The sequence below is a fragment of the Kribbella albertanoniae genome, assembly GCF_004348455.1.
In the GTDB taxonomy this organism is placed as follows: domain Bacteria; phylum Actinomycetota; class Actinomycetes; order Propionibacteriales; family Kribbellaceae; genus Kribbella; species Kribbella albertanoniae.
The window spans coordinates 1-23,200 of record NZ_SMKA01000138.1 but is presented as its reverse complement, the minus strand read 5'-3'; the positions used below and the strand labels follow the sequence as shown (position 1 = coordinate 23,200).

General features: G+C 68.2%; 23 protein-coding genes. 9 read left to right on the top strand and 14 right to left on the bottom strand.

Annotation, left to right across the window (positions count from 1 at the left end; genetic code table 11):
• The first annotated feature begins 70 nt into the window (after positions 1 to 70).
• Positions 71 to 2,503, top strand: a complete 2,433-nt coding sequence (locus tag E1261_RS25970; protein ID WP_202875024.1) for a Tex family protein — start codon at positions 71 to 73, stop codon at positions 2,501 to 2,503.
• Positions 2,504 to 2,989: 486 nt separating this feature from the next.
• Here E1261_RS25970 and E1261_RS25965 read toward each other — a convergent pair whose 3' ends face one another.
• Positions 2,990 to 4,423: a carboxylesterase/lipase family protein gene (locus E1261_RS25965; RefSeq protein WP_165952656.1), complete on the bottom strand. Its 1,434-nt coding sequence runs from the start codon at positions 4,421 to 4,423 to the stop codon at positions 2,990 to 2,992.
• Between the two features lie 318 nt (positions 4,424 to 4,741).
• Between E1261_RS25965 and E1261_RS25960 the strand changes: the two genes are divergently transcribed.
• On the top strand, positions 4,742 to 5,554 hold the full coding sequence (locus tag E1261_RS25960; RefSeq protein ID WP_132410880.1) for an LLM class flavin-dependent oxidoreductase: 813 nt from the start codon (positions 4,742 to 4,744) through the stop codon (positions 5,552 to 5,554).
• A gap of 104 nt (positions 5,555 to 5,658) precedes the next feature.
• Here the strand turns inward: E1261_RS25960 and E1261_RS25955 are convergent, their stop codons facing one another.
• From E1261_RS25955 to E1261_RS25935, 5 genes are all read right to left on the bottom strand, one after another.
• Positions 5,659 to 7,032: a purine-cytosine permease family protein gene (locus tag E1261_RS25955; protein ID WP_132410878.1), complete on the bottom strand. Its 1,374-nt coding sequence runs from the start codon at positions 7,030 to 7,032 to the stop codon at positions 5,659 to 5,661.
• Between the two features lie 17 nt (positions 7,033 to 7,049).
• Positions 7,050 to 8,078 (bottom strand): hypothetical protein, encoded by a 1,029-nt coding sequence (locus E1261_RS25950; protein WP_132410876.1) that lies wholly within the window; start codon positions 8,076 to 8,078, stop codon positions 7,050 to 7,052.
• Positions 8,079 to 8,089: 11 nt separating this feature from the next.
• Complete coding sequence (locus E1261_RS25945) at positions 8,090 to 8,605, bottom strand: SigE family RNA polymerase sigma factor (RefSeq protein ID WP_132410874.1); 516 nt, start codon at positions 8,603 to 8,605, stop codon at positions 8,090 to 8,092.
• Between the two features lie 70 nt (positions 8,606 to 8,675).
• On the bottom strand, positions 8,676 to 9,452 hold the full coding sequence (locus E1261_RS25940; protein ID WP_132410872.1) for a GNAT family N-acetyltransferase: 777 nt from the start codon (positions 9,450 to 9,452) through the stop codon (positions 8,676 to 8,678).
• Between the two features lie 10 nt (positions 9,453 to 9,462).
• Positions 9,463 to 9,903, bottom strand: a complete 441-nt coding sequence (locus tag E1261_RS25935) for a helix-turn-helix domain-containing protein (RefSeq protein ID WP_165952655.1) — start codon at positions 9,901 to 9,903, stop codon at positions 9,463 to 9,465.
• Between the two features lie 66 nt (positions 9,904 to 9,969).
• Here E1261_RS25935 and E1261_RS25930 point away from each other — a divergent pair, with 66 nt between their 5' ends.
• On the top strand, positions 9,970 to 11,166 hold the full coding sequence (locus E1261_RS25930) for an MFS transporter (protein WP_165952654.1): 1,197 nt from the start codon (positions 9,970 to 9,972) through the stop codon (positions 11,164 to 11,166).
• On the opposite strand, the gene E1261_RS25925 is transcribed toward E1261_RS25930, so the two are convergent.
• Complete coding sequence (locus E1261_RS25925) at positions 11,123 to 11,539, bottom strand: winged helix-turn-helix transcriptional regulator (protein WP_132410866.1); 417 nt, start codon at positions 11,537 to 11,539, stop codon at positions 11,123 to 11,125. The genes E1261_RS25930 and E1261_RS25925 overlap by 44 nt on opposite strands.
• Before the next feature lie 67 nt (positions 11,540 to 11,606).
• On the opposite strand from E1261_RS25925, the gene E1261_RS25920 reads away from it, so the two are divergent.
• The 4 genes from E1261_RS25920 (at position 11,607) to E1261_RS25905 (ending at position 15,240) form a co-directional block, all read left to right on the top strand.
• Entirely contained in the window at positions 11,607 to 12,995 is a 1,389-nt protein-coding gene (locus E1261_RS25920; RefSeq protein WP_132410864.1) for an MFS transporter, read from the top strand.
• A 282-nt stretch (positions 12,996 to 13,277) separates the two neighbouring features.
• Positions 13,278 to 13,472 (top strand): hypothetical protein, encoded by a 195-nt coding sequence (locus E1261_RS25915; protein WP_132410862.1) that lies wholly within the window; start codon positions 13,278 to 13,280, stop codon positions 13,470 to 13,472.
• Positions 13,469 to 13,798, top strand: a complete 330-nt coding sequence (locus E1261_RS25910; protein WP_132410860.1) for a recombinase family protein — start codon at positions 13,469 to 13,471, stop codon at positions 13,796 to 13,798. Before E1261_RS25915 ends, E1261_RS25910 begins: the two co-directional genes overlap by 4 nt.
• A gap of 581 nt (positions 13,799 to 14,379) precedes the next feature.
• Complete coding sequence (locus E1261_RS25905) at positions 14,380 to 15,240, top strand: aminoglycoside phosphotransferase family protein (protein WP_132410858.1); 861 nt, start codon at positions 14,380 to 14,382, stop codon at positions 15,238 to 15,240.
• On the opposite strand, the gene E1261_RS25900 is transcribed toward E1261_RS25905, so the two are convergent.
• Together E1261_RS25900 and E1261_RS25895 are read right to left on the bottom strand one after the other, a co-directional pair.
• Positions 15,241 to 16,659 (bottom strand): alpha/beta hydrolase, encoded by a 1,419-nt coding sequence (locus E1261_RS25900; RefSeq protein WP_132410856.1) that lies wholly within the window; start codon positions 16,657 to 16,659, stop codon positions 15,241 to 15,243.
• Between the two features lie 25 nt (positions 16,660 to 16,684).
• Entirely contained in the window at positions 16,685 to 17,047 is a 363-nt protein-coding gene (locus tag E1261_RS25895) for a nuclear transport factor 2 family protein (RefSeq protein ID WP_132410854.1), read from the bottom strand.
• Between the two features lie 111 nt (positions 17,048 to 17,158).
• Here E1261_RS25895 and E1261_RS25890 point away from each other — a divergent pair, with 111 nt between their 5' ends.
• Positions 17,159 to 17,941 (top strand): helix-turn-helix domain-containing protein, encoded by a 783-nt coding sequence (locus E1261_RS25890; protein ID WP_132410852.1) that lies wholly within the window; start codon positions 17,159 to 17,161, stop codon positions 17,939 to 17,941.
• A 310-nt stretch (positions 17,942 to 18,251) separates the two neighbouring features.
• Here the strand turns inward: E1261_RS25890 and E1261_RS25885 are convergent, their stop codons facing one another.
• On the bottom strand, positions 18,252 to 19,211 hold the full coding sequence (locus E1261_RS25885) for a hypothetical protein (protein ID WP_132410850.1): 960 nt from the start codon (positions 19,209 to 19,211) through the stop codon (positions 18,252 to 18,254).
• Entirely contained in the window at positions 19,211 to 19,726 is a 516-nt protein-coding gene (locus E1261_RS25880) for a SigE family RNA polymerase sigma factor (RefSeq protein ID WP_132410848.1), read from the bottom strand. Before E1261_RS25880 ends, E1261_RS25885 begins: the two co-directional genes overlap by 1 nt.
• Positions 19,727 to 19,898: 172 nt before the next feature.
• Here E1261_RS25880 and E1261_RS25875 point away from each other — a divergent pair, with 172 nt between their 5' ends.
• Positions 19,899 to 21,074 (top strand): hypothetical protein, encoded by a 1,176-nt coding sequence (locus E1261_RS25875; protein WP_132410846.1) that lies wholly within the window; start codon positions 19,899 to 19,901, stop codon positions 21,072 to 21,074.
• Positions 21,075 to 21,121: 47 nt separating this feature from the next.
• On the opposite strand, the gene E1261_RS46915 is transcribed toward E1261_RS25875, so the two are convergent.
• From E1261_RS46915 to E1261_RS25860, 3 genes are all read right to left on the bottom strand, one after another.
• On the bottom strand, positions 21,122 to 21,631 hold the full coding sequence (locus E1261_RS46915; protein ID WP_132410844.1) for a hypothetical protein: 510 nt from the start codon (positions 21,629 to 21,631) through the stop codon (positions 21,122 to 21,124).
• 72 nt (positions 21,632 to 21,703) lie between these two features.
• Positions 21,704 to 22,165 (bottom strand): hypothetical protein, encoded by a 462-nt coding sequence (locus E1261_RS25865; protein ID WP_132410842.1) that lies wholly within the window; start codon positions 22,163 to 22,165, stop codon positions 21,704 to 21,706.
• Positions 22,162 to 22,686 carry a SigE family RNA polymerase sigma factor gene (locus E1261_RS25860; protein ID WP_132410840.1) on the bottom strand — a complete coding sequence of 175 codons (525 nt, stop codon included), beginning with the start codon at positions 22,684 to 22,686 and terminating at the stop codon, positions 22,162 to 22,164. Before E1261_RS25860 ends, E1261_RS25865 begins: the two co-directional genes overlap by 4 nt.
• Between the last annotated feature and the right edge of the window lie 514 nt (positions 22,687 to 23,200).

The following is a 23,200-nucleotide window of genomic DNA, read 5'->3' as shown; positions in this document are numbered from 1 at the left end:
GGGATGGGGAAGGATATGGGGGTGCGGGTCTCGGGCTCGCTGGTTCGGTTGTCGGTGAAGGGGAAGCAACGTGGTGGTGCAGTCGATCGAGCAGCGGATCGCCGAAGAGCTGGAGGTCCGCGAGAACCAGGTGCGGGCAGCGGTGGCGCTGCTGGACGAGGGCTCGACGGTCCCGTTCATCGCGCGGTACCGCAAGGAGGTCACCGGGGAGCTCGACGATGCGCAGCTGCGCACCCTCGAGGAGCGCCTGCGGTATCTGCGGGAGCTGGAGGAGCGCCGGCAGACCGTGCTGGACTCGATCGAGAGCCAGGGCAAGCTGGACGACGCGCTGAAGGCGTCGATCCTGGCGGCGGACACGAAGTCGCGGCTCGAGGACATCTACCTTCCGTTCAAGCCGAAACGCCGTACCAAGGCGATGATCGCCCGGGAGAACGGTCTCGAGCCGCTCGCCGACGGGCTGATGGCCGACCCGACCGTGGAGCCGCTGGCGGCCGCGGCAGTGTTCGTGAACGCCGACGTACCGGATGCGCAGGCCGCGCTGGACGGCGCGCGGGCGATCCTGGTCGAGCGGTTCGCGGAGGACGCCGACCTGATCGGTGCGCTGCGCGAGCGGCTGTGGTCGCAGGGCCGGCTGGCCTCGGTCGTGCGGGAGGGCAAGGAGACCGACGGAGCGAAGTTCTCGGACTACTTCGAGTTCGACGAACCGTTCACGAAGATGCCGTCGCACCGGATTCTCGCCATGTTCCGTGGTGAGAAGGAGGACGTGCTGACGCTGAACATCGAGCCCTTGCCTGCCGGTGTCGAGGCGGACGGCCCGACTGAGTACGAGACCACCATCGCCCGCAAGGTCGGCGTGGAGAACTCGGGCCGCGCGGCCGACAAGTGGCTGGTCGAGACGGTCCGCTGGGCCTGGCGGACCAAGATCCTCGTGCACCTCGGCATCGACCTGCGGATGCGGCTGCGCCAGCTCGCCGAGGAAGAGGCGATCCGGGTCTTCGCGTCCAACCTGCGCGACCTGCTGCTGGCCGCCCCGGCCGGCACCCGCGCGACGATGGGCCTCGACCCGGGCTTCCGGACCGGCGTGAAGGTCGCCGTCGTGGACGCCACCGGCAAGGTCGTGAACACCGGCGTCATCTACCCGCACGTCCCGCAGAACCAGTGGGACAAGTCGATCGCCACCCTGGCCGCGCTCGCCGCCGCACACAACGTCGAGTTGATTGCCATCGGCAACGGTACGGCGTCGCGCGAGACCGACAAGCTGGCTGCCGAGCTGATCGCCAAGCACCCGGAGCTCAAGCTCACCAAGGCCGTCGTCTCCGAGGCCGGCGCATCGGTCTACTCGGCCTCGGCATTCGCGTCGGCGGAGCTGCCCGGGATGGACGTCTCGATCCGCGGCGCGGTCTCGATCGCGCGCCGCCTGCAGGACCCGCTGGCCGAGCTGGTGAAGATCGACCCGAAGTCGATCGGCGTCGGTCAGTACCAGCACGACCTCGCCGAGAACGCCTTGTCCCGTTCGCTGGACGCGGTCGTCGAGGACTGTGTGAACGCGGTCGGCGTCGATCTGAACACGGCCTCCGCGCCGCTGCTCACCCGAGTCTCCGGAATCACCCAGGGCCTGGCGGACAACATCGTCCAGCATCGCGACGTACACGGTCCGTTCGCGTCCCGATCCGCACTGAAGGACGTCGCACGGCTCGGCCCGAAGGCGTTCGAGCAGGCGGCCGGCTTCCTCCGGATCCCCGGCGGCGACGACCCGCTGGACTCCTCCAGCGTGCACCCCGAGGCCTACCCCGTCGTACGGCGAATCCTGGACGCGACCGGTTCCGACGTGAAGTCGCTGATCGGCTCGGCCGAATTGAAGCGGCTGAAGGCGGCGGACTTCGTCGACGACATGTTCGGCCTGCCGACGGTCACCGACATCCTCGCCGAGCTGGAGAAGCCCGGCCGCGACCCGCGCCCCGCGTTCAAGACCGCAGTCTTCGCCGAGGGCGTCGACAAGATCGCCGACCTGAAGCCCGGCATGAAGCTGGAAGGCCAGGTCACCAACGTGGCCGCCTTCGGCGCCTTCATCGACATCGGCGTCCACCAGGACGGTCTGGCCCACGTCTCCGCTCTGTCGAAGAACTTCGTCAAGGACCCGAGCGAGGTCGTGAAGGTCGGCGACATCGTCACCGTCAAGGTGCTCGAGGTCGACATCCCCCGCCAGCGCATCTCCCTGACCCTCCGCCTGGACGACGAGGTAGGCGGCGCCCGCCCCTCCAGCGGCGGCCAAAACCGCGGCCAGGGTGGCGGCGGCCGTGGGCCGAGCGGTGGCGGCGGTCGCGGACCTGGCGGTGGCGGTCGCGGCCCCGGCGGCGGTCAGGGTGGCGGCGGTCGAGGCCCTGGTGGACGCGGTGGCCAAGGCGGCCGCGGCCCAGCGCAAGGCGCCCCGAAGTCCGACACCCCCATGGACGAAGGCTCCCTGGCCGACGCCTTCCGCAAAGCCGGCTTCACCGTCCGCTAACCGAACCACCAGTCGGGGGCTGACTCCCCGGACCCGGGGGCTTGAACAAGCAATGCCTTGTTCAAGCCCCGAGTTCCTGTTCACACCCACACCGGTACGCCGTTGCCCCCAAGGCCGGCCAGTTGAGGCTCTCGACGTGAGCCGGTACGACGTTGTGCACGGGTCAACCATGTTCGCGGCCGGAAGGTGGTTGAGGCGTGCTCAAGGTGTGCCGGCCAGGCGACCTTGAGCACGGTTCGACCGGTCGGCCGGGGTGTCAGATGGTTGGTGGGTGCTCAAGGTGACTCCCGGCCCGCGGTCTCGGGTCCCCGGGGATGTCTGGCGCGTTAGTCGGAAAGAAATGGTCGGATAGCCGACCAGAAATTGCCGACTAACGCAGAACCGCAGCCATCACGCACCTCAGCCACAGCCCGTCAGCCCGTCAGCCCGTCAGCCCCAGACAACGTGAAACCGCGGTCACCGGACCTCGCCATCTGCTCGGCCCCGCTAGCGCCAGAACGACAGGCGGTGACCGGCGATGAAATCCGTCCGAGTGGTGCCCTCGGGACTCAGGGACTGGACCTCTCGGTCGGAGGGCTTGGCGCGCGGCCAGGGGGTTGCGCCGGCGAGGTTCGGGGTGCCGGTGCGGGCGAACGCGCTCCAGCGGGCGATCAGCTCGTTCGAGAAGGCTGCCTGTGCGGGGCTGAGCTGGTCGAAGGCATTCAGGTTCAGGAAGTAGGCGACATCGCTGAGGTGGTGCGAGCCGGTCGGCCAGGTCGGTTCGGGCAGACCGGCGTACCAGGGGGCTTTGCCGGCGAACTCGAAGGTGTAGGTCGGCATTCTCGAGGAGAGCAGCCGGTTGGTCTTGGCCGCCGGGACGGCCCAGGCGGAGTCGGTGAACACGGTCGACAGCGCGAGTCCCGCGGGTTTGATGTCGGAGTATGCGGCGGCGATTCTGTCGGCGTCGGCTCCGAAGGCCTTGTCCAGCTCGTCTCGGTAGACGGCCTCGGTGATCGGAGTGCCGGTGACGACCTCCTGCGCGCCGTAACGGCCATGCTCTTCGTCGCGGTTGATGCCGTGCAGCACCGGTACGCGGTTGACGCGGCCGGTTGCCAACGCCCTGGCCGGATGGAGCGGCAGTACCGGTCCACCGAGTACCGGTCCGAAGTGGTCGTCAGCGGTGGCGGCGAGGAGATCTTCGGCTGAGATGTCGCGCAGGCAGGCGGCCGTCGTACAAGCGAAGGAGCTGGCGAGGGTGCGGCTGTAGCGTTCGGCGACTGTGAGCGGCCGAGGAGCCGCGTAGTTGGCCGCGGAGTACTCCTGAGCGCAAGGTCCGCTCTGGATGATCGCGCGCTGGAACAATCCGGCCGCGGTCGGCGAGGCCAGCTGATCGCAGACGCTGTAGGCGCCGGCCGATTCGCCCATGATCGTGACGTTGCGCGGATTCCCGCCGAACGCCGCGGCGTTCCGCTGGACCCAGCGCAGCGCGGTCTGTTGATCCTCCAGACCGAAGTTGCCGGAGCCCTTGCCGAGCAAAGGGCTCGCCAGGAAGCCGAAGGCGCCGAGCCGGTACTGGATCTGTACGACGACGACCTTGCCCTGCTTGGCCAAACGGGTGGGTCCGTAGTTGCGGGTGGCGCCATTCGTGAAGCTGCCACCGTGAATCCACACCACCACAGGGAGTCCCCGGGCGCCGGTGGGCGTTGTCACGTCGAGATACAGGCAGTCCTCGCTGGTGCTCGCCAGCCCGACCGGATGTTCCCCCTGCGCACAACTATCGGCGTACTGCGTCGCGTCGCGCTCGCCGGCCCACCCCGAGGCGGGACGTGGTGACCGCCATCGCCACTCCCCGGTAGGTGGCGCCGCGAACGGGATGCCGCGGAACGTGCGGGTGTCCTGCTCCGCGAGGCCGCGGACCGTCCCCCGGTCGGTGTGGACCACGAGATCAGAGTCGTCGAAAGCCGCAGGAGCAGCGAAGGCGCCGGCGGTCAGGGCTGTGGTGGCGGTGAGGCTGTCAGGCCCACGACAACGGTGCGGGCTAGCGCGTGCAGGGACATCGAGATGCCTTCCAGAGAGCCGATCGTCGGAGCTCAATCGTGGAAGACCGGTCGTGCTTCCGCACTGGAGCCAGAACCCCGGCCAAGGTAGAGAAAGCACCCCTGGCCGGCGCGTTCTTGGTTGGGGTTGTCGAATTGTGGGTGGCTGGTTCGTGGAGAGAACAAACGGACCGAACAAGGTCCCGACTCGAGGAGAGACCCGATGAACGACCAGGCCGAGCGAGTAACCCGACCCTTCCGTTTCGGCGTCGTTGCGCCGATCCGTTCTGACCTGCCGACGTGGCGGGATCGCGTGCGGCGCATCGCGGACAGCGGTTACTCGACGTTGCTGATGCCCGACGTTCCTACCTGGCAACCAGCAATCGGCCCCACGCTGGCAACTGCGGCCGCGCTCACTGATCTCCGGGTCGGCTCGTGGGTTTATGCGGCGGCCCTGCGTGAACCGTGGAGCACAGCATGGGAGGCCCACTCGCTCTCGGTACTCACGGAAGGCCGCTTCGAAATGGGCATCGGCGCCGGCCGGCCCGGGATCGAAGTCGAGCTCGGCCTGCCTGCCGTCTCCGTGGCGGAGCGTCGTACCAGGATGCGCGAGACCGTGGCGGCCCTGCGGAGGTTCGACGGCCCCGATCTGCATACGCCGGTTGTCATGGCGGTGAGCGGACCGAAGGCGCAGGCGCTGGCGGTCGAAGTCGCCGACTCAATCACATTCGTACTGCAACCCGACAATGACCGGGCCGAAACCGCAAACCGGGCACGCGACATTCCTGAGGACATCGAACTCGGCCAGCACGTCGCAGTTGTCGGTGACAGTGTTCATCCATTCATGGCGCCGCCCACCCTCGACACCGCGGCCCTTCACGCGGCCGACTCGCTCCTCGTCCTTCCGAGCGACCCCGCGGCGGCCGCCGAAGAATTCCAGCGCCGTCGCGAGGAGCTCGGCTTCTCGTACTTCGTCATCGGCGCCGACTTCGCCGAAACCCTCGCACCGGCCGTGGCCCAGCTCGCCGGCCAGTAGGCAGGTGGGCGAGCGGGGCGGACCGCCGTCGGCGGCGCGGAGGTTGGTGCACGGGTGGGCTCATCACCACAGACCGAAATCCGTGCAGGGGTGGGGTTATCCACCTACCCGGGGATGGTTTGGGGTGGTGGGTTCGACGTACGGCGGGCCCAGGGGTAGTAGAGGGCGGTGGTGACCAGGAGGCCGATGATCCAGGAGATGTCGGCGCCGCCCAACCACTCGGTGACCGGGCCGGTGTAGAGCTTTTGGGCTAGGAAGGGGATTTGGGCGGCGATGCCGACGAAGTAGGAGACGAGGGCGACGACGTTCCAGCGGCCGTAGCGGGCGGTGGCGTCGTACAGGGCTGGGATGTCTACTCGTTCGCGGGAGATCAGGTAGTAGTCGGTCAGGTTGATGGCGCTCCAGGGAGTGAAGACCATCAGCAGAACCAGGACGAAGTTCTTGAAGTTGTCGAGGAAGTCCTTCGAGGCGAAGAGGGCGATCAGGACCGAGACCAGCAGGAAACCGACTGTGTACGCCGATCGCGCGGCCGGGCCGATGCGGGTGGTTCGGTTGAAGGCGGTGACTGTGGTGAGCAGGGTCATCGAACCGCCGTAGGCGTTGAGGCAGTTGACGGCTAGCTTGCCGATGACGATGACCAGGTAGATGAGGATGGCGATGGGGCCGGCCAGCGAGCCGAGGTAGCCGACCTGGTTGGCGAGGAAGCCGGCGCCACCGGCGGCGACCAGGGCGCCCAGCGTCATGGACCACTGCGAACCGATCACGCTGCCCAGGAAGGTCGCCAGGAACGTGTGCCGCTCCGGAGTATCCGCCGGCAGGTAGCGCGAATAGTCAGCGACATAAGGGCCGAAGGTCAACTGCCAGCCGGCGCCGAGGGAGATCGCGAGCAGGAACGACACCCAGTCGAACGGCTTGGCCCCGAACAACGCGCCGACATCAACCGTCACCAGCAGCCGGATGCCCAGGTAGGTGAAGCCGAGGACCCCGCACACAGTCGCGATCCGGCCCAGCACGTGGATCCAGCGATAGCCGAGGGTCGCAACCACTGCGGTCAAACAGCCGAAGACCACGATTCCGACAGCGGCCGGGCCGACGTGCAGGATCTTGTTGATCGCCTGCCCGGCGAGCACGGTCCCGGTCGCGGCGAAGCCGAGGTACATCACCACGACGAGCACCAGCGGTACGACGGCGCCGTACACACCGAATTGCGCGCGACTGGAGATCATCTGCGGCAACCCGAGCCGTGGACCCTGCGCGGAGTGCAGGGCCATCACGATGCCGCCGAACACGTTGCCGAGCAGCAGGCCGACGATCGCCCACAGTGCGTCGGCGCCGAAGACCACCGCCAACGCACCGTCGACAACCGCCGTGACCTGCATGTTCGCGCCGAACCACAACGTGAACTGGCTGATCGGTGTCCCGTGCCGCTCGGCGGCCGGGACGACATCGATACTCCGCTGCTCGACAACTGCGCCCATGCCCGAGAATGGTGCCACTAACCGCCGAGGACCTGCAGGACCTGTCCGTCCTTGTCGTACGCCGTCGCCTTTGCGTCCGGCCGTGCCTGGGAGTCGCTGCTCAGCCAGGCCACTGCGAACCAGCCGTCGTTGACCGTGATGTCGTGCCGGCCACCGGCGATCGGCTCGATCCGGACTCGGGCGACGTTCGACGGCATCCGCCCGGTCTGGGTGTAGAGCCAGCCCGTGCACTTGTCGTGGGTGGTGGGCGAGCAGCCGCGCTGACCACCCGGGATGGTGGTGAAGACCTCGCTGAAGGTGTTGCGTCCGGTGCTGGCGGTCCGGATGATCCGCGAGTCCGGGCTGAGCTGCGGGCCTTCGTACGGCGTCACTTCGAGGATGCAGGTGACGATGCTCTTACCGGACGGCGACTTGGCGACCAGAGCGGACGCGAGGCCGGGTTGAAGGTCGGAGGTCAGCACCTTCCAGTTCCGCAGGTCGGTCCAGAAATGGACCGAACAGTTGCGCAGTTGGTCGGCCACGGTCTTCGGGACCGGGTCCTTGCGGGCGGCCGCAACGAGGGCGGCCGACGGGCGGTCGCCGCCGGGAATGGTGCAGTTGGCCGCGTGATCGCCCTTCTGCAGGTCGTACTGAACCGTCGTCCCGGACTGCAGGTTGGGCGCGGCCGGCCGGACCGGACGGTCGACGTCGGGATTCCGCAGGCTGCAACGGCGGTTGACCTCCGCCAGTGCCAGCTTGGCGCCGGCGCCGTCCTCGCCGCGCGGAACGCCCGGGACGGCGGTGAAGTCCGGGTCCGCCGTGGTCGACGTCGTGGTCTGCGGGCTCGCGACGTCAGGCTGCGGCGTGGCCGTGGTCGGGCCGGCCAGCGCACTGGCGCCGAGGGCGATCACCGCGACGGCGGCGATCCCACCGCTACCAGCCAAGAGACGGCGGGTACGGCGGCTGCGGCGGCCGCGGGTGAGCATGGCCTGCGGGTCGATCGGGTCCAGTGGATCGTTGGCGGCGAGGCGTTCGAGCTCGGCGCCGACGACGCGTTCGTCGTCCATGGGGTTCTCCTTCACGCAGGCCTGCCGATCCGGCGGACCTGGTCGATCGCGGTTCGGAGAGTCTCGAGACCACGCGCCGCCTGGCTCTTCACCGTGCCCTCCGAGCAGCCCAGGATCTGGGCGGTCTGCTCGATGGACAGGTCCTCGTAGTACCTCAGTACGACGCAGGCCCGCTGCCGCGGGGGAAGCGTCGCGAGGACAGCGAGGACCTCGTCACGATCGGCGTGCCCGGCGGCCGGGTCGTCGTACGACGGGACCCGGTCGGTGGGCAGGTCAGCGGTCGGCACTTCCCGGCGCCAGGGGCGCCGGCCGCTGTCCAGGGCCGCGTTGACGACCGTACGGCGGGCATAGGCGAGCGGGTTCCCGGCACGATCGATCTTCGCCCACGACCGGTACAGCTTGCACAAAGCGTCCTGTACGACGTCGTCGGCGCGATGCCAGTCGCCACACACCAGGAACGCGGTCCGCCGCAGCGACGCGCTCGCCGCCGCCACGAACTCGACGTACTCCTGATCCCGGTCCACCATCGGCCCTCCACTCTCCTCTGTCCCCCTCAATACGAGAAGGCAGGAGAACGAGGTTGCACCTCAACGCACGTCACCGCAGGTCGGCGAGGTGCCCGCCCGGATCACCGAGATGTACGGCGGTCGCCTGCGGCGCATAACCAACCCGCCGGTAGACCCGATCCGCACCGTCATCACCCGGGGTGAGCCAGGCGAGCGTGGCACCGGCCTGCTCGAAGGCGAACTGTGTCGCGTACGCCGTTGCGATCCCGGCGAGGCCCTGCCGACGGTGACTGTGGATCGTGCCGACCCCCGCCACCTCGGTGACACCGTCGGCAACCGCGGTCCACGCGGCAGTGGCAGCCGGCACGCCGTCCACCCGGACAAGCACCGCACCGCCATCGCCGAGCACCGGCTGATAGGTGAAGCCGGCGCCCTCAGCCTCATAGGCATCCGCAGAGACCGCATTCGCGTCGGCCTGATCCGCGTCGGAGCACACCAACTGAACCGTCACCCCGGCGGGCAGATCCGGCTGGACCAGATCCTCGGGCTCAACGACCAGCAACGGCGGCCGGGAGACGATCGTCATCCCGTTGGTCTCCAGCTCCTCGGCGAGCCCCGGATTCGCCTCCTCGATCAGCTCGGCGCTCAGCCAGCGTCCCTCAGCCGCGAACGCCTTCCGCAGGATCGTCACCGATTCCCGGACCTCGTCCGGATCGAACGGCGTACCGGGCTCGGCCGCGACCATCGTCGACAAGTACCACGCGTCCTCGTCGTGCAAGAGCCCCACCAACGGCCCCACGACGATCTGCCGGCGCGACCTGCCCAAGCCGCTCAACTGTGCTCGCGCGATCCGCGCCCCGATCTGCATACCGACGACCCTAGTGCGTCGGTCCGACAGCACTCGACCGCATTTCGGCCAGCAGAATCAGGTCGAGCAAGCGGTCCAGATCTGCTGCCGTAGGTGGCTGCCCGAGCAGGTTTCCCAGCACGTCGAGGGTCCGGACCAACTCGTCCCGAACCGCTGCCCGCGTACGCCCTCGGCGAGCGACCGCCTTCACCACGTCGGCCGCACGGGCCGAGCTGTCGACCAACCCCGCACCAACCGACGGCACCTCCGCCACGGTCTCCCCGCTGATCCGCACCTCGAGCCGCGCCCCCAGCGCCTCGGCCAGCCGATCCAGCGCTGCGACAGTCGGGTTGCCGCGACCGTTCTCCAAGTTGGCGATATAGGGCACCGACAAGCCGGCATCCATCGCCACCGACGCAATCGTGCGCCCGGCCGCCTTCCGGCGATCACGCAGTACTTCGCCCAGTTCCACCCGAGCATAGTATTCCCATAAAACACTCTTGCCAAGAACTGTTCTCTCAAGATAGCTTCCCGGCTTGTGAACAGCGACTTCCGGCGGTTGTGGATCAGCAGCGGTGTCTCCGGCATCGGCTCCTGGCTGCTCGTGGTCGCTCTCCCCGTCCAGGTCTTCACGCTGACCGGCTCGGCAGCAGCCACCGGACTTACGTTGGCCCTGGAAGCCCTACCCCCACTACTACTCGGGCCCTGGGCCGGATCCCTGCTGGACCGATGGGATCTGTCGCGAGCCCTCTGGATCGCCGACCTGGTCAGCGCGGTTGCGGTGGCAGCCATCCTGTTCGCAGACAAAGACCGGATCTGGCTGATCTACGCAGCCATCCTGGTCGAGAGCGCGGCCGTCACGGTCTTTCGGCCCGCGTCACGCGCCCTCATCCCGGCAGTCGTCGGAACCGGCCCAGAACTGGCCAGAGCCAACGCAATCACCGCCACGACCGCCAGCACCATCCGCCTGGCCGCACCACCACTCGGCGCACTTCTCCTGGCCGGCCCCGGCATGACCACGGTCCTGATCATCGACATCGCCAGCTATTTGTTGTCAGCGGCAATCATCTCGACAGTCTGCGCCTATCCGCGAACCTCCAGCGGCGGCGTGCGCCAAGGCATCCAGTACGTCGTTCGCCACCGGCCCCTGCGCGGAGTTCTGCTCGGCCAAACGCTGTTCCTGACCGCGAACGCCGGCCTGACCGCACTCCTGGTCCCGTTCACCGTGGAACGACTCCACGCACCCGGCGCAACAACCGGCTACCTGATCTCAGGCCTCGGCGCCGGCTACCTGCTCGGCGCCGCCCTCAGCGCGAAAGCCCAGTCCTGGCTGGGAATCCGCGAACTCCTGGCGGCAACCCAACTAGCCACCGCCACCGCATTCTTCCTGCTCGTCAACGCACCGAACGTCGCCGCAGCGATCGGCGCCGCAGTCCTGATCGGACTCCCCGGCAGCATCCTGCTGATCACCGCCGAGACCGCCATCCAACGAACCGCGCCCGCGGACATGCTCGCCCGCATCGGCGCCCTCTTCTTCGCGGCCGACTCACTCGCCCTCATCATCGGCGCCCTCGCCGCCCCGGCCGTGACGCTGCTGATCGGACTACCGATGACGCTCAACGCAGTAGCGGGGTTCGCCGTGATTGCGGGCGCGCTGACACTGCTCGCCGTACCGGGTCATCCCGCCGCGTTCACTCGGAGGCCACAGCCGCGTCGTACCGGGCTCGGGACCTAGCGATCTCGGTCTGGTGGGTCTCGGTCCAGGTGACCAGCGACTGGATGGTCGCGTGCAGGGTGACGCCGAGCGGCGTGAGCTCGTAGTCGACGCGTGGCGGCACGACCGGGTGCACCGTCCGCTTGACCAGCCCATCCCGCTCCAGTTGGCGCAGGGTGACGGTCAGCATCCGCTGACTGATCCCGTCGATCGTCTTCTTCAGCTCGGTGAACCGCATCGACCCGTCGTCGAGCAGCGCGATCACCAGCAACGACCACTTGTCGCCGATCCGGTCCAGGATCTGCCGGACGTCACAGTCCTCCCGGGTGTCCCACTGGAAGGCCTCCTCGGTACAGCAGGAGTGACTCGGTTCCTTTGAAGTGCCTTCTTCCATAGTCGTCGATAGTTCCTGAAGATGGGGTCAGTTACAAGAGAGAACCATCAATCACCTGGGAGTTTTCGTGTCGTCAACCGTCACCCCGGACCGGCTCACCGGCCGATCCTGGGCCGTTCTGTTCGTGCTCTGCGGCGCGATCTTCCTCGAGGGCATCGATGTCTCGATGATGGGCGTCGCGCTTCCCTCCATCCGCGCCGAGCTCGGCCTGAGTACCGGCGAGCTGCAGTGGGTCGTCAGCGCCTACGCGCTCAGCTACGGCGGGTTCGTCCTGCTCGGCGGCCGCGCCGCGGACCTCCTCGGACGCCGCCGCATGTTCGTCGGCTGGCTCGTCGTCTTCCTCCTCTTCAGCGGCCTCGGCGGGTTCGCTGAAGAAGGCTGGGTGCTGATCCTGGCCCGCTTCGCCACCGGAGTCGCGGCAGCCTTCATGACCCCTGCAGGCCTGTCGATCATCACGACCACCTACCCGGAAGGTCCGCAGCGCAACAAGGCCCTGCTCGTGTACGCCGGTACGGCGGCCGGCGGATTCTCGCTCGGCATGGTCACCGGCGGCCTGCTCACCACGATCGACTGGCGCTGGGTCTTCTTCGCACCCGTACTGGTCTCCGCGGTGATCCTGGCCGCAGCCATCGCCCTGATCCCGCGGGACGCCCAACCGGCCAAGCGCGGCGGCTTCGATCTGGCCGGCGCCTTCACGCTGACCGGCGCGATGCTGCTGCTCGTCGCCGCCGTCGTCCGCGCACCGGACGTAGCCCTGGCCCAGACCTTGGTAACAGCAGTCGCCGGTACGGCGCTCCTGGCCGCCTTCATCGCGATTGAGCGGCGAGTGTCCAGCCCGCTCGTCCGGCTCGGCCTGCTCCGGAACAGCTCGCTGATCCGGGCCAACCTCGGCGCGATCCTGCTGGTCGGATCGTTCGTCGGCTTCCAGTTCATCACTGTTCTCTACCTGCAGGAGCTGCGCGACTGGTCGGAATGGAAGACCGGGCTGGCACTGATGGTCATCGGGATCGACTCCGTCCTGGCCCCGACCCTGACGCCCTGGCTGGTCAATCGCTTCGGGAACGCGCGGGTGGTCTTCGGTGGCTTCGTGCTCGCCACCCTCGCCTACGTGGCCTTCCTGCCCCTGGGTACGACGTTCGCCGCGATGCTGCCGACGTTCCTGCTGCTCGGGCTCGGGTTCGCACTGGCGTACGGGCCGTTGACGATCGCGGCCACCGATCGGGTCGCCGAGGACGAGCAGGGGCTGGCCAGTGGCGTGCTGACCACCTCCTTCCAGTTCGGGGCCGCACTCGGGCTCGCCGTGGTGGCCGCCGTACTGGCTGCTGCTGACGAGTTGACGATCGATGCCTTCCGCAACGGTCTGCTGGTGCCGCTGGCCGCGGCCGGGCTCGGGGCACTGATCGCGCTCGGCGGATTGCGGCCAGCGGTGCGTAATCAAATGGCCGCGAAGGGTTAGCAGGGAGTACGACATTTCCACCTGGTTCGAAACGTCGGCCGGCTGCCCGAATCGTTATTGGTAAATCCGTGCCAACATTCTTGACAGGTCATTACCAACCACCGATAAGCAGCCGGCCGGACCGCTCTGACCAGGGGATTCGTAGGGTTTCCCTACTCTCCGTCAAGGCTCTGTAAAGGTCCCTGCGGAAGTATTCCTGTGGCGGCGGCCATGAGGTGTTCTTTACTCAGCACCGGACAAAGCCGTCCGGGGAAGCCGACCGAGACTGCCGAAGGACCGCTGATGACCGAGACGCTGGAATCCCCCACCACCCACTTCCGGGTGCGGGTCTGGTTCGGCGCTCACCCGATCGCGGACCACACCGCCACAGCGGAGCAGGCAGCGCAGTACGAGGAAGCCATGCAGCGGCGCTTCGCCTCCCTTCGGGTGACGAGCGAGCCGGTGCCGGCGGACGTTGTGGCAGGGCCGGGTCAATGACGACCCGGCCGACGCTGCTCGGATATGTGCGGGCCGACGCGCTGAGTTGCGCGGAGGAGCTGGCCGCGGCGACGGATTCCCTCGCCGCCTTCGCCAGCGCCGAGGGATTCACCCTCGGCACGGTCTACACCGAGCGCGACACGGCCGAATCCGCGGCGTTCCACGCACTGCTCGAGGAGGTGAAGCGGTCCGACGTACGGGCGGTTGTCGTGCCCGCGATGCACCACCTCGGATCGGTCGGCACCCCGGCTGCCATGCGGCAGCACCTCGAGTTCCACCAGGCGCAAGTCTGGGCCGTGAACTCGAAGCCAGAACCAAGTAGATAGAGAACTGCACACAGACAAGCGGAGCTGACGTCTTGACCCCTGCATCGGCGTCGGTTCCGCTCTCCACCTCCACAGCTGCACCGGGAATGCCTGGGCGGTAGTGGACCACCAAGGCCCCACCGGCTGCTACCGGTGGGGCCTTGTCAAGTGCCCTGCGTTGGATGTTGTTTGAGTGATTGCGGTGTTCAGGTGCGTGCATCGGGGTGCCGGAGGGGCGGCCTCGATGCTTTTCCATCGTGGCTGTTCCTCTGGTGCCGCGAGGTGCGTGCCTGGGCGCCGCAAGCGCCAAAGAACATCCGACGCAGGGCACTAGGTTCGATCATTGTGAAGTTTTTTTGACCTTCCGCGTGGGTCGAGGTGTGCTCGCGGCCGGAGTGGGGTACCACTAGGGGCGTCCCGCGGTTCAGTCAGTGTCATTCGGGCATGGGTGAGACTCACCGAGCCGCGAGTTCTCCCACTGAGGGGCGGGAGAACGACCGGCCCCGGCGGGCGCATCCCAGGTGCGCCCGCCGAGCTCGGGTCGGCCGGGCCGAGCGAAAAACCCGCTGCCCTTGCCGGTGCCCGGCGCCTACGCTCCACTGATGATCGAGGTCCCGGACGGCTTTCGGCAGATGCCACGGTGGTGGCATGACGGCACAACCTGGCTGGACGCGCTCCCAGATCTGGTGAGCACCCAGTGCACGACCTGGAACCTGCAACCCGACGGCCCGCTGGCCTGGGGCTCGAACGCACTCGTCATCCCCGTCCGCCGCGGCGCCGACGAGTTCGTCCTCCGCATGACGCCGCCCGGGCCCGGGATCGACGAGCACGCGCGAGCGCTGCGCTGGTGGGACGGCCGCGGAATGGTCCTCCTGTACGACGCCGCCCCCGCCGCCGGTGCGATGTTGCTGGAGCGGCTGTCGACGCCGCTGTCCACTCGACCGCTCGACGAGGCGATGGCCGTACTCGGCCGGATGATGCGGCGACTCGCCGTACCAGCGCATCCCGACGCGCTCTCCACCGGTGAGATCGTGCAGCAGCGGTCGGCCGAACTGGAGAAGCAGTGGGAGGAGCTGGGCCGCCCGTTCGACATCGGCTTCCTGCGCGCGGCGCTGGAGGTGGCGCCACACCTGACCGAGCCGGCGGTGGATCTCTCGGTCAACGGCGATCTGCATGTCCACCAGGTGCTGGCCGGCACGCGCGAGCCATGGGTGACGGTCGATCCGCTGCTCTATCGCGGTGACATCGAGTATGACCTCGGCCGGGTGCTGTGGATGCAACTCGACGAGATGGCGGAGATCCCGCCGTACTTCGAACTCGTCGTCCAGGAGGCGGGCCTGGTCCGGGACCAAGCCCGCCACTGGACGATCTTCCGTGCGGTCGACTACTGGCTCTGGGGCCTCAACGACGGTCTCACCGAAGACCCAGTCCGCTGCGAACGGCTGCTGAAGTCCCTGCTGTGATCAGCGGCAGGCGTTCTTGGCGGGGAGCTTGCCCTCCAGGAAGTAGGCCGTGATGTGGGTGCGGGCGCATTCGGAGTTGAGGTACGCCGTGTGGCCGTGGGCCTCGGCGATGAACAGGTGGCTGTTGTCGATCTGGCGGGCCAGACCGCGGGCGCCCGAGACCGGCGTGGACGGGTCGTTGGTGGACGACGCGATCAGGATCGGCGGTACGCCGTGGACCGGGGTGCGCTGCCACGGGTTGCTCGGCGGGATCGGCCAGCCGGAGCAGGCGGCCGCCATGATCCAGCCCTCGACGGCAGCACCGACGCGCGGAGCGACGGCCCTCGCGAGAGCCATCCGGGCGCGGGCGTCGGCGTACCCCTTGAGCTCGCCGGGCAGGTCCATGCAGGAGACGGCCGCGTACGCGGTCTCCTGATAGCCGATGTAGCTGGAACCGAAGCCGGATCCGTCACCCTTGGCCGCCTTAGCGAGCGCACCGGCGAGGCCGGTCCAGTCGGCGCCGAACATCTCGAGCTTCGGCAGCAGCGCGGGCAGTGCCATCCGCATCACGTCGCCGTTGACCGGTCCGGTCGGACTGGTCAGTGGCGTCTTGTCGGCCTTCGCAACCGTCTTGTCCCAGAGCGCGCCGACATCCTGCCCGTGCAGCTCACAGGCCGCATCCTCGGCACACCAGTCGATGAACGCGTTGAACTCGCTCTCCATCGACTTGGCCTCTTCGAGCATGAACCGCCGCGACCCCTGCGAGTGGTCGACGATCCCGTCGAGCAGCATCCGGTCGACCCGGTGCGGGAACATCCGCGCGTACATCGTGCCGAGGAACGAGCCGTACGACATCCCGAAGAAGCTGAGTTTGCGCTCCCCCAGCGCGGCCCGGATCGCGTCGATATCGCGCGCCACGGTCCGGGTGTCCAGGTTCCGCATCAGATCGCCGTGCTGCTTGAGGCACTGTTCACCGGTAGCCCGGCTGGACGCGACCATCGCGTCGTACTGGGCCTGGTTCTTCGGGAACACCGGTACGCCGGGGCGCAGTACCGGGCCGCAGTTCAGCTGGCTGCTCTGCCCGGTGCCGCGGGGGTCGAAGCTGACCAGGTCGTAGTTGTCCCGCAGCGGACCGAGGAACGCATCGGCCAGCCCGGCCTCGAAGATCGACCCGCCGGCACCGCCCGGGCCGCCCGGGTTGAAGACGAGCGACCCGCGCTTGTGCGCCTGGTCCTTGGCCGGTACCCGGACGACGAAGATGTTCGTCGTCGGGCCGGACGGCTTCGACCAGTTCAGCGGCACCTTCAGCGTCGCGCACTGCTCGACCGCCCCCGGCTTGCATTCCTTCCACTGCAGCCCCACCGCGGCCGCCGTACCCGCCGGAATGACTCCGGCGAGCAGCACCCCCACACCAAGCACCCCACTCAGCTTTTTCCACATGTGCGCAACCTACGGCGCTCCAGGTTCAGTGCTCCGGGGCGAAGTCGTGGAAGCCGATCAAGTGGGTGATGCGGCCGTCATCGTCGACCCGGACGATGTCGGTACCGCCTGCGACCGGGTCCTGACCCTCCGCCTTCAGATGCCAGGTCCAGCGCTTGTAGATGTGGTGCTCCTCGACCTCGCCGACGTGGACGAAGGACAGGCCGGGGAACATCTGCTGGGCGGCGCCCATCAGCTTGTTGAGTTCGTCGTGGCCATTCGTCTCGAAGCTCGGGTCGACGAAGGTCGAGGTCTCGGTCCAGGTCGCCGCGATCAGTTCGGCCCGGCGGTCGGCGTCGGGCTCGTTCCAGGTCGCGAAGTACTGGTCGGCGAGAGTCTGGGTGGTCATCGTTTCCTCCTGTTTGGTTCGGATGACCAGAACCTTGCCGCGACGGGCGGCGTACGGTCGATGACGTCGGAGGTAATGGCGTGCGCTACGCCGACGGCTACCGTCGGGGGTATGACAGAGACGTTCCAGCGCCCGGTCGGCGAGTTGCTGCGCGGCTGGCGCGAGCATCGGCGGCTGAGTCAGCTCGATCTCGCGAACCGGGTCGAGGTGTCCACCCGGCACGTCAGTTTCGTCGAGACCGGGCGGTCGCAGCCGAGCCGGGAGATGGTGCTGCGCCTGGCGGAGCATCTCGACGTACCGCTGCGGCACCGCAACCAACTCCTGCTGGCCGGTGGGTACGCGCCGATGTACACCGAGTCGTCGCTGCATTCGCCGGCCATGCTGGCGATCCGGACCACGCTGCGCCGGCTGCTCGAGGCGCATCAGCCCTATCCCGCGCTGGTGGTCGACCGCTGGTGGAACATCGTCGAGGCCAACAGCGGGATCAAGATCTTCACCACCGACGTCGACGAAACGTTGCTCAAGGCACCAATCAACGCACTCCGGCTGACCCTGCATCCGGACGGACTGGCGAGCCGGATCACCAACCTGGCCGACGTCCGCGCGTCCGCACTGGCCAGTCTGCAACGCCAGATCGTCAGCACCGCCGACCCCGAACTCCAGGACCTGTACGACGAACTGCGCGGGTACTCGACCGACGATCAGCCTGTGCATCCCGGGCCGGCCGAGGTCGTCGTACCGATCGAACTGACCTATCGAGGCGAGCGGCTCTCGCTGCTGACCATGATCGCGACCTTCGGCACCCCGCTCGACGTCACCGTCTCCGAACTGATGATCGAGTCGTTCTACCCGGCCGACGAAGCCACCGCCGACCTCCTGCGGAAACTGGCATAGCAAAACGGCCCCGCTCCGGCAGCAGGGGGGAGGGTGCCGGAGCGAGGCCGCTCGGTGGAGCCGGCCGTGAGCGGGCCGACGGAGGGTGTGTCGCTTGCCTCCGCGCCGTAGCGAGCATGTGCTCGGTGCGGTGCATCGGTGCGCTGGAGGGGAGGCCTCGATGCTTTTCCATCGTGGCCTTTCCTCCAGTGCGGCGAGGTGCCGTGCCGAGTGCAGCGCAGTAGGCGGGGAGGCAAGCGACATACCCGCTTGCTGGTCACCGGCGAGGGGCGGTTCCGCCCACCGCCTTACTCGCCGGTGACCGGTTGCCCTACCGGCCTGAGGAGGGTTGGCCGGTCGGGAAGGTGGTCGGGAAGCTCGGCGTCGGGACGCTGGGCTTCGGGGTCGGGAAGGTCGGCTTGGTGGTCGGGATCGACGGCTTGCTCTGCGGGTACTTGCCTGGGTCGACCGTGATCTTGACGCCACCGGAGACCTTGACGGTCGGGACGGCCGGCTTCGGCATGTCCGGCTTCGGCGCGGGCACCGACGGCTTACCCGGCTTCGACGGCAGCGACGGAGCGGTGGTCGGGACGCCGTGCACGCAGTCCGGCAGCGAAGGCTTACCCGGCAGGGAAGGCTTCGTCGTCGGCAGGGTCGGCTTGCTCGGCAACGACGGCTTGGTCGTCGGGAGCGTCGGCTTGCCCGGCAACGAAGGCTTCGTCGTCGGCAGGGTCGGCTTGCTCGGCAGTGACGGCTTGCTCGTCGGGAAGGACGGCGTACCGCTCGGCAACGAAGGCTTCGTCGTCGGGAGCGTCGGCTTACTCGGCAGTGACGGCTTGGTCGTCGGCAGCGTCGGCTTGCTCGGCAGCGAAGGCTTCGCGGTCGGGAGCGTCGGCTTGCTCGGCAGGCTCGGCTTGGTGGTCGGCACCGAGGGCTGCTGGTTCGGGTCGATCGTCTTGTTGACCTTCACCACCGGCAGCTTCGGCTTGGCCGGCAACGTCGGCTTGCTAGGCAGGCAGGTCGGGTCCACCGACGGCTTCGGGGCCTCGTTGGGCACCGAGACCGGCGGCGCCTTCGGGGCACCGGCGAACAGGTTCTTGACCGGGGCCGGTCCGCCGACCGCGGCGGACACCGTAGCCACGGTTCCGGCCAGGGCGGTGACGCCCGCCGCGGCCAGACCGCGCCGTACCCACGCGAGTCGCTTGCCGCGCCGCATCAGGTCACCCGCGTTCGGGGTGTAGGGGTCCAGGTCGTACTCGAGAGCGCTGCGTACCCGCTGCTCGTCACTCATCAGTTTCCTCCAACTACGCTGTCGATCAGGTCGGGTGCCAGACGCAACTTGGCCAGCGCCCGGGAGGACGTCGACTTGACGGTCCCGGGAGCCATACCGAGCAGCTCAGCAGTCTCGGCCTCGGAGAGATCCTGCGAGTAGCGCAGCGCGACGACGGCTCTCTCCCGAACAGTCAGACCGGCCAAGGCCGAGAGCACGGCCTCTCTGGTCTGCACCTGCTGGGCGAAGTCCGCTACCGCTCGCTGGTCCCAATCGTTCTCAACCGGATCACTGGGTACTTCGTTGTTCCAGCGCCGGCGGGCCTGGGTGAGGAACCGGTTGACCAGCACCCGACGGACATAGCGCAGTTGATCGCCGTCCAATCGGTGCCATTTCGGATACGACCTCATCAACGCCTGCTGCACCAGGTCCTCGGCGTTGTGCCGATCGCCGCAGAGCATCTCCGCAAAGCGGAGCAGCGGGGTTGACTGGGTCTGCACGAAGCGCTCGAAATCGGCGTCCGCGGTCCGGGTCATCGAATCTCCTCTGCCTCTGTCACGAAGGTCCAAACCCCCTGGGTGACCGACTAGGTTCTGTTCTGTCACCAACTCCTTGGAAGAAATTTATTCACAAGCTGTACAAGAGACAGGTTTCTTTGTCACATTGATTCCTTCGAGCAGTACCTCACCGCCCCGGAGGTCTCGCGTCATGCGTATCACTCGACCTACGAAGCTCGCAGCTTGTCTCGTCACAGCTCTCACACTCTTGACGATCGGCCTGCCCAGCTCAGCCGCTCCCCAGCCCGTCAGCAACTCCACCAACGTCCGGTACGACGGCAGCCGGTTCGTCCTCGGCGATGCGCCGGCCGCGATCGGTTCGACCGAGATCCGGCAGCGCTCTGGCCTCGCCGAGCTCACTCCGGTCCGGTTCGCCGCACCGACCTCAGCAGTCGTGGCCAACTACAGCACCGGTACGCCGGATGGCTCGTCGGCGGAGGTCGACGTACGGGCTTGGGTCAACGACCGCTGGTCGGAGTGGACCCCAGCCACCGCCGGTACGCCGACCGCCCTGCCTGGCGCGAGTGACCAGGTGCAGCTGCGCATCATCGTCAGCGCACCGCCGACCGGCGCGCAGCCCTGGGTTGCCGACGCGACCGTGCTGCCGACCGACAAGGTCGCGCCGAGTGGGATGAGCATCCAGGCCGCTCCGCTCAAGTCGCGCGTCTTTGCCACCCGCGAAGGACTCGTCGGCGGTACGACGGCCAACGGTCACGTGATCGTCAACCGCGACCACTTCGTCGCCCTGCCCTCACGTCGCGGCCTGGCCAGCAACGGTTCCGGCAACTACTCGGTCAAGGTCTGTACGGCGTCGCGGTGCGCCTTCGAGCCGGTGTGGGACGTCGGCCCGTGGAACACCAAGGACGACTACTGGAACCCGAGCGCTACCCGCGAGATGTGGAAGGACCTGCCGCAGGGCAAGCCCGAGGCGCAGGCCGCGTACCAGGACGGGTACAACGGCGGGAAGGACCAGTTCGGCCGCACGGTCGCGAACCCGGCCGGCATCGACCTCGCCGACGGCACCTTCTGGGACGCGCTCGCGCTGACCAACAACGCCTGGGTCGACGCCACCTACCTGTGGACGGGCGACGGCGGCCGCGGCACGGTGTCGATCACGTCCGGCTACCTGAACATCCGGAACGCGGCCAGCTCCACCGGCGCGATCGTCGGCATGGCCGGCAAGTCGGCGCAGGTCACCGTCGAGTGCCAGACCACCGGGCAGAGCGTCACCGGTTCCCAGGGCACCAGCAATGTCTGGCTCCGCGTCCACCCCGGCATGTACGTCGCCAAGGCGTGGATCTCGGCCGGGACCTTCGGCGCCTGCTAAGCACACCGAAGCGCCGGGTGGTTAGCCCGGCGCTCGGTTGTTGCGGACTACTTGCCGGGTGACTGGCTCGGCCGCGGCGCCTTGCTCGGCGTCGGGTACGACGGCGGCTGGCTCGGCGTCGCGGTCGGGGTCGGCTTGCCCGGTCGCGGCGCCAGGGACGGCGTCGCGTCCTGCGGGGTCGGCCTCTTCGTCGGTGTCCGCGGCGGCTCGAGCGGGCTCGGCGTCGGCGCGTAGCTCGGCGTCCTCGTCGGAGCCGGGGTCGACGGGTCGCTCGGCCCCTGGCTCGGCGTCCTTGTCGGAGTCGGAGTCGCCGGGTTGCTCGGCCCCTGGCTCGGCGTCGGCCCGTTGCTCGGCGTTGGCGGCGGGGTCGCCGGGTCACTCGGGGATGGTGTCGGCGCGTAGCTCGGCGTCGCCGCGGGGCTCGGCGTCCCGCCACCGTCGCCACCACCGCTGCGCGCCATCGCCGTTCCGCCGACCGCGATCAGCACCACCACAGCTGCGGCCACTCCGCCCAGCACGATCCGAGTCGTCCGCCGCTTCCGGCCTACTTCGTCCATTAGTTGCCCTCCACCACCATTTCGTCGTTCGGTCGGGCTGAAGGACGCGACCGGATGCCGAAAAGGTTCTGCTCAGGCAGGACTTCCCGACGGTGACAGTGGGGTCGGCGTCTTGCGAGGCACGTTGCTGGGGGTGTTGCTGGATGGGTTGGACGGCGTCCGTTGGGGTGTCGGCGGCGGCGTGTGCGGCGTGGGTCCGCCGTCCGGCTTCTGCGTCGGGGTCTGTGTCGGCGTAGGCGTCGGTGGTGCAGACGGGGTGTCCGTCGGCGTGGCCTTCGGCGTCGGGCTGGGCGTGACCACCGGCGCCGGCGGTCCCGCAGGCTCCGGTGCCGCGCCGGGCGCGAGCCCGATCATGATTCCCGCGGTGGCCAGTCCGGCGACGGCAACCGCCACCACGCCCCCCGCCATACCGCGAACCGTCCGTCGCCGGCGTGCCCCCGCGATCACCCGCGTCGGATCCAGCGGCGCGACACCGCCGTCCGAGGCCAGCACGACCCGGAGCTCTTCTTCGGTCACCGACCGGTCGTCGTTCATCGCGTCACCCCACTCAGTTCCGGCGCAGCTCGCAGTTTGTCGAGGGCCCGGGCATTCGCACTCTTCACCGTGCCGAGCGCGATCCCGAGCACCGCGGCCGTCTCCCGCTCGGTCAGATCCTCGACATAACGCAGTACGACGATCGCCCGCTCCCGACGGGTCAGCGTGGCCAGCGCGGCCCCGACCGTCACCCGCCGATCGACCGCCCCGGACTGGTCAGCCACCGGCGTGTCGACGAACAGCAGCTCGAGCTCGGCCGTGGCCCCGCTCGGCCGCTCGCGCCACGGGCGACGCCGTACCCAGGACAAGTGCTGGTTCACCACCGCCTGCCGGACATACGCGAACGGATCAGCAAGCTCGATCCGCTCCCACCGCAGATACGCCTTCTCCAACGCGTTCTGCACCAAGTCCTCGGCCAGGCCCGCATCACCACACAACATCCGAGCGAAGTGCACCAACCGCCCCGACCTGGCCAGCACAAACGCCGTGAAGTCGTCGTCACGACTTCCCGAGCTCACCATTCACACTCCATCCGCAGCTGTCACTCCACAGGACGCGACAGCGAACCAAAAGGTTCTGCCGATCTGGGCGGAATCTCCGACTTTGAGCACCCACCAACCACAACCGCGGCCCCCACACGACTGAACCGTGCCCAAGGTGCCGCCTCCACCACCTTGAGCACCCCCCCAACCACGACCGCGGCCCTCGCATGACTGAACCGTGCCCAAGGTCACCGCAACAACTCACCTTGAGCACCCCTCAACCACAATCGCGGTCCCACATGACTGAACCGTGCTCAAGGTCCCCGCGACCGGCCACCTTGAGCACCCCTCAACCACAACCGCGGTCCCCACATGACGGAACCGTGCCCAAGGTGCCGCCCTCGCTACCTTGAGCACCCCTCAACCACGATCCCGGTCCCCGCACGACTGAACCGTGCTCAAGGTGCCGCCTCCGCCACCTTGAGCACCCATCAACCGTCCCGCCCCGGGAAACGTGGTTGATCGGTGCACAAGGTCCCCCAGTTCCAGGCTG

Coding starts and splice junctions, on each gene's coding strand:
- E1261_RS25960 (WP_132410880.1), top strand. CDS start 4,742: ATGAACGACCAGGCCGAGCGAGTAACCCGACCCTTCCGTTTCGGCGTC.
- E1261_RS25955 (WP_132410878.1), bottom strand. CDS start 7,032: ATGGGCGCAGTTGTCGAGCAGCGGAGTATCGATGTCGTCCCGGCCGCC.
- E1261_RS25950 (WP_132410876.1), bottom strand. CDS start 8,078: ATGGACGACGAACGCGTCGTCGGCGCCGAGCTCGAACGCCTCGCCGCC.
- E1261_RS25945 (WP_132410874.1), bottom strand. CDS start 8,605: ATGGTGGACCGGGATCAGGAGTACGTCGAGTTCGTGGCGGCGGCGAGC.
- E1261_RS25940 (WP_132410872.1), bottom strand. CDS start 9,452: ATGCAGATCGGGGCGCGGATCGCGCGAGCACAGTTGAGCGGCTTGGGC.
- E1261_RS25925 (WP_132410866.1), bottom strand. CDS start 11,539: ATGGAAGAAGGCACTTCAAAGGAACCGAGTCACTCCTGCTGTACCGAG.
- E1261_RS25915 (WP_132410862.1), top strand. CDS start 13,278: ATGACCGAGACGCTGGAATCCCCCACCACCCACTTCCGGGTGCGGGTC.
- E1261_RS25910 (WP_132410860.1), top strand. CDS start 13,469: ATGACGACCCGGCCGACGCTGCTCGGATATGTGCGGGCCGACGCGCTG.
- E1261_RS25905 (WP_132410858.1), top strand. CDS start 14,380: ATGATCGAGGTCCCGGACGGCTTTCGGCAGATGCCACGGTGGTGGCAT.
- E1261_RS25900 (WP_132410856.1), bottom strand. CDS start 16,659: ATGTGGAAAAAGCTGAGTGGGGTGCTTGGTGTGGGGGTGCTGCTCGCC.
- E1261_RS25895 (WP_132410854.1), bottom strand. CDS start 17,047: ATGACCACCCAGACTCTCGCCGACCAGTACTTCGCGACCTGGAACGAG.
- E1261_RS25890 (WP_132410852.1), top strand. CDS start 17,159: ATGACAGAGACGTTCCAGCGCCCGGTCGGCGAGTTGCTGCGCGGCTGG.
- E1261_RS25885 (WP_132410850.1), bottom strand. CDS start 19,211: ATGAGTGACGAGCAGCGGGTACGCAGCGCTCTCGAGTACGACCTGGAC.
- E1261_RS25880 (WP_132410848.1), bottom strand. CDS start 19,726: ATGACCCGGACCGCGGACGCCGATTTCGAGCGCTTCGTGCAGACCCAG.
- E1261_RS25875 (WP_132410846.1), top strand. CDS start 19,899: ATGCGTATCACTCGACCTACGAAGCTCGCAGCTTGTCTCGTCACAGCT.
- E1261_RS46915 (WP_132410844.1), bottom strand. CDS start 21,631: ATGGACGAAGTAGGCCGGAAGCGGCGGACGACTCGGATCGTGCTGGGC.
- E1261_RS25865 (WP_132410842.1), bottom strand. CDS start 22,165: ATGAACGACGACCGGTCGGTGACCGAAGAAGAGCTCCGGGTCGTGCTG.
- E1261_RS25860 (WP_132410840.1), bottom strand. CDS start 22,686: ATGGTGAGCTCGGGAAGTCGTGACGACGACTTCACGGCGTTTGTGCTG.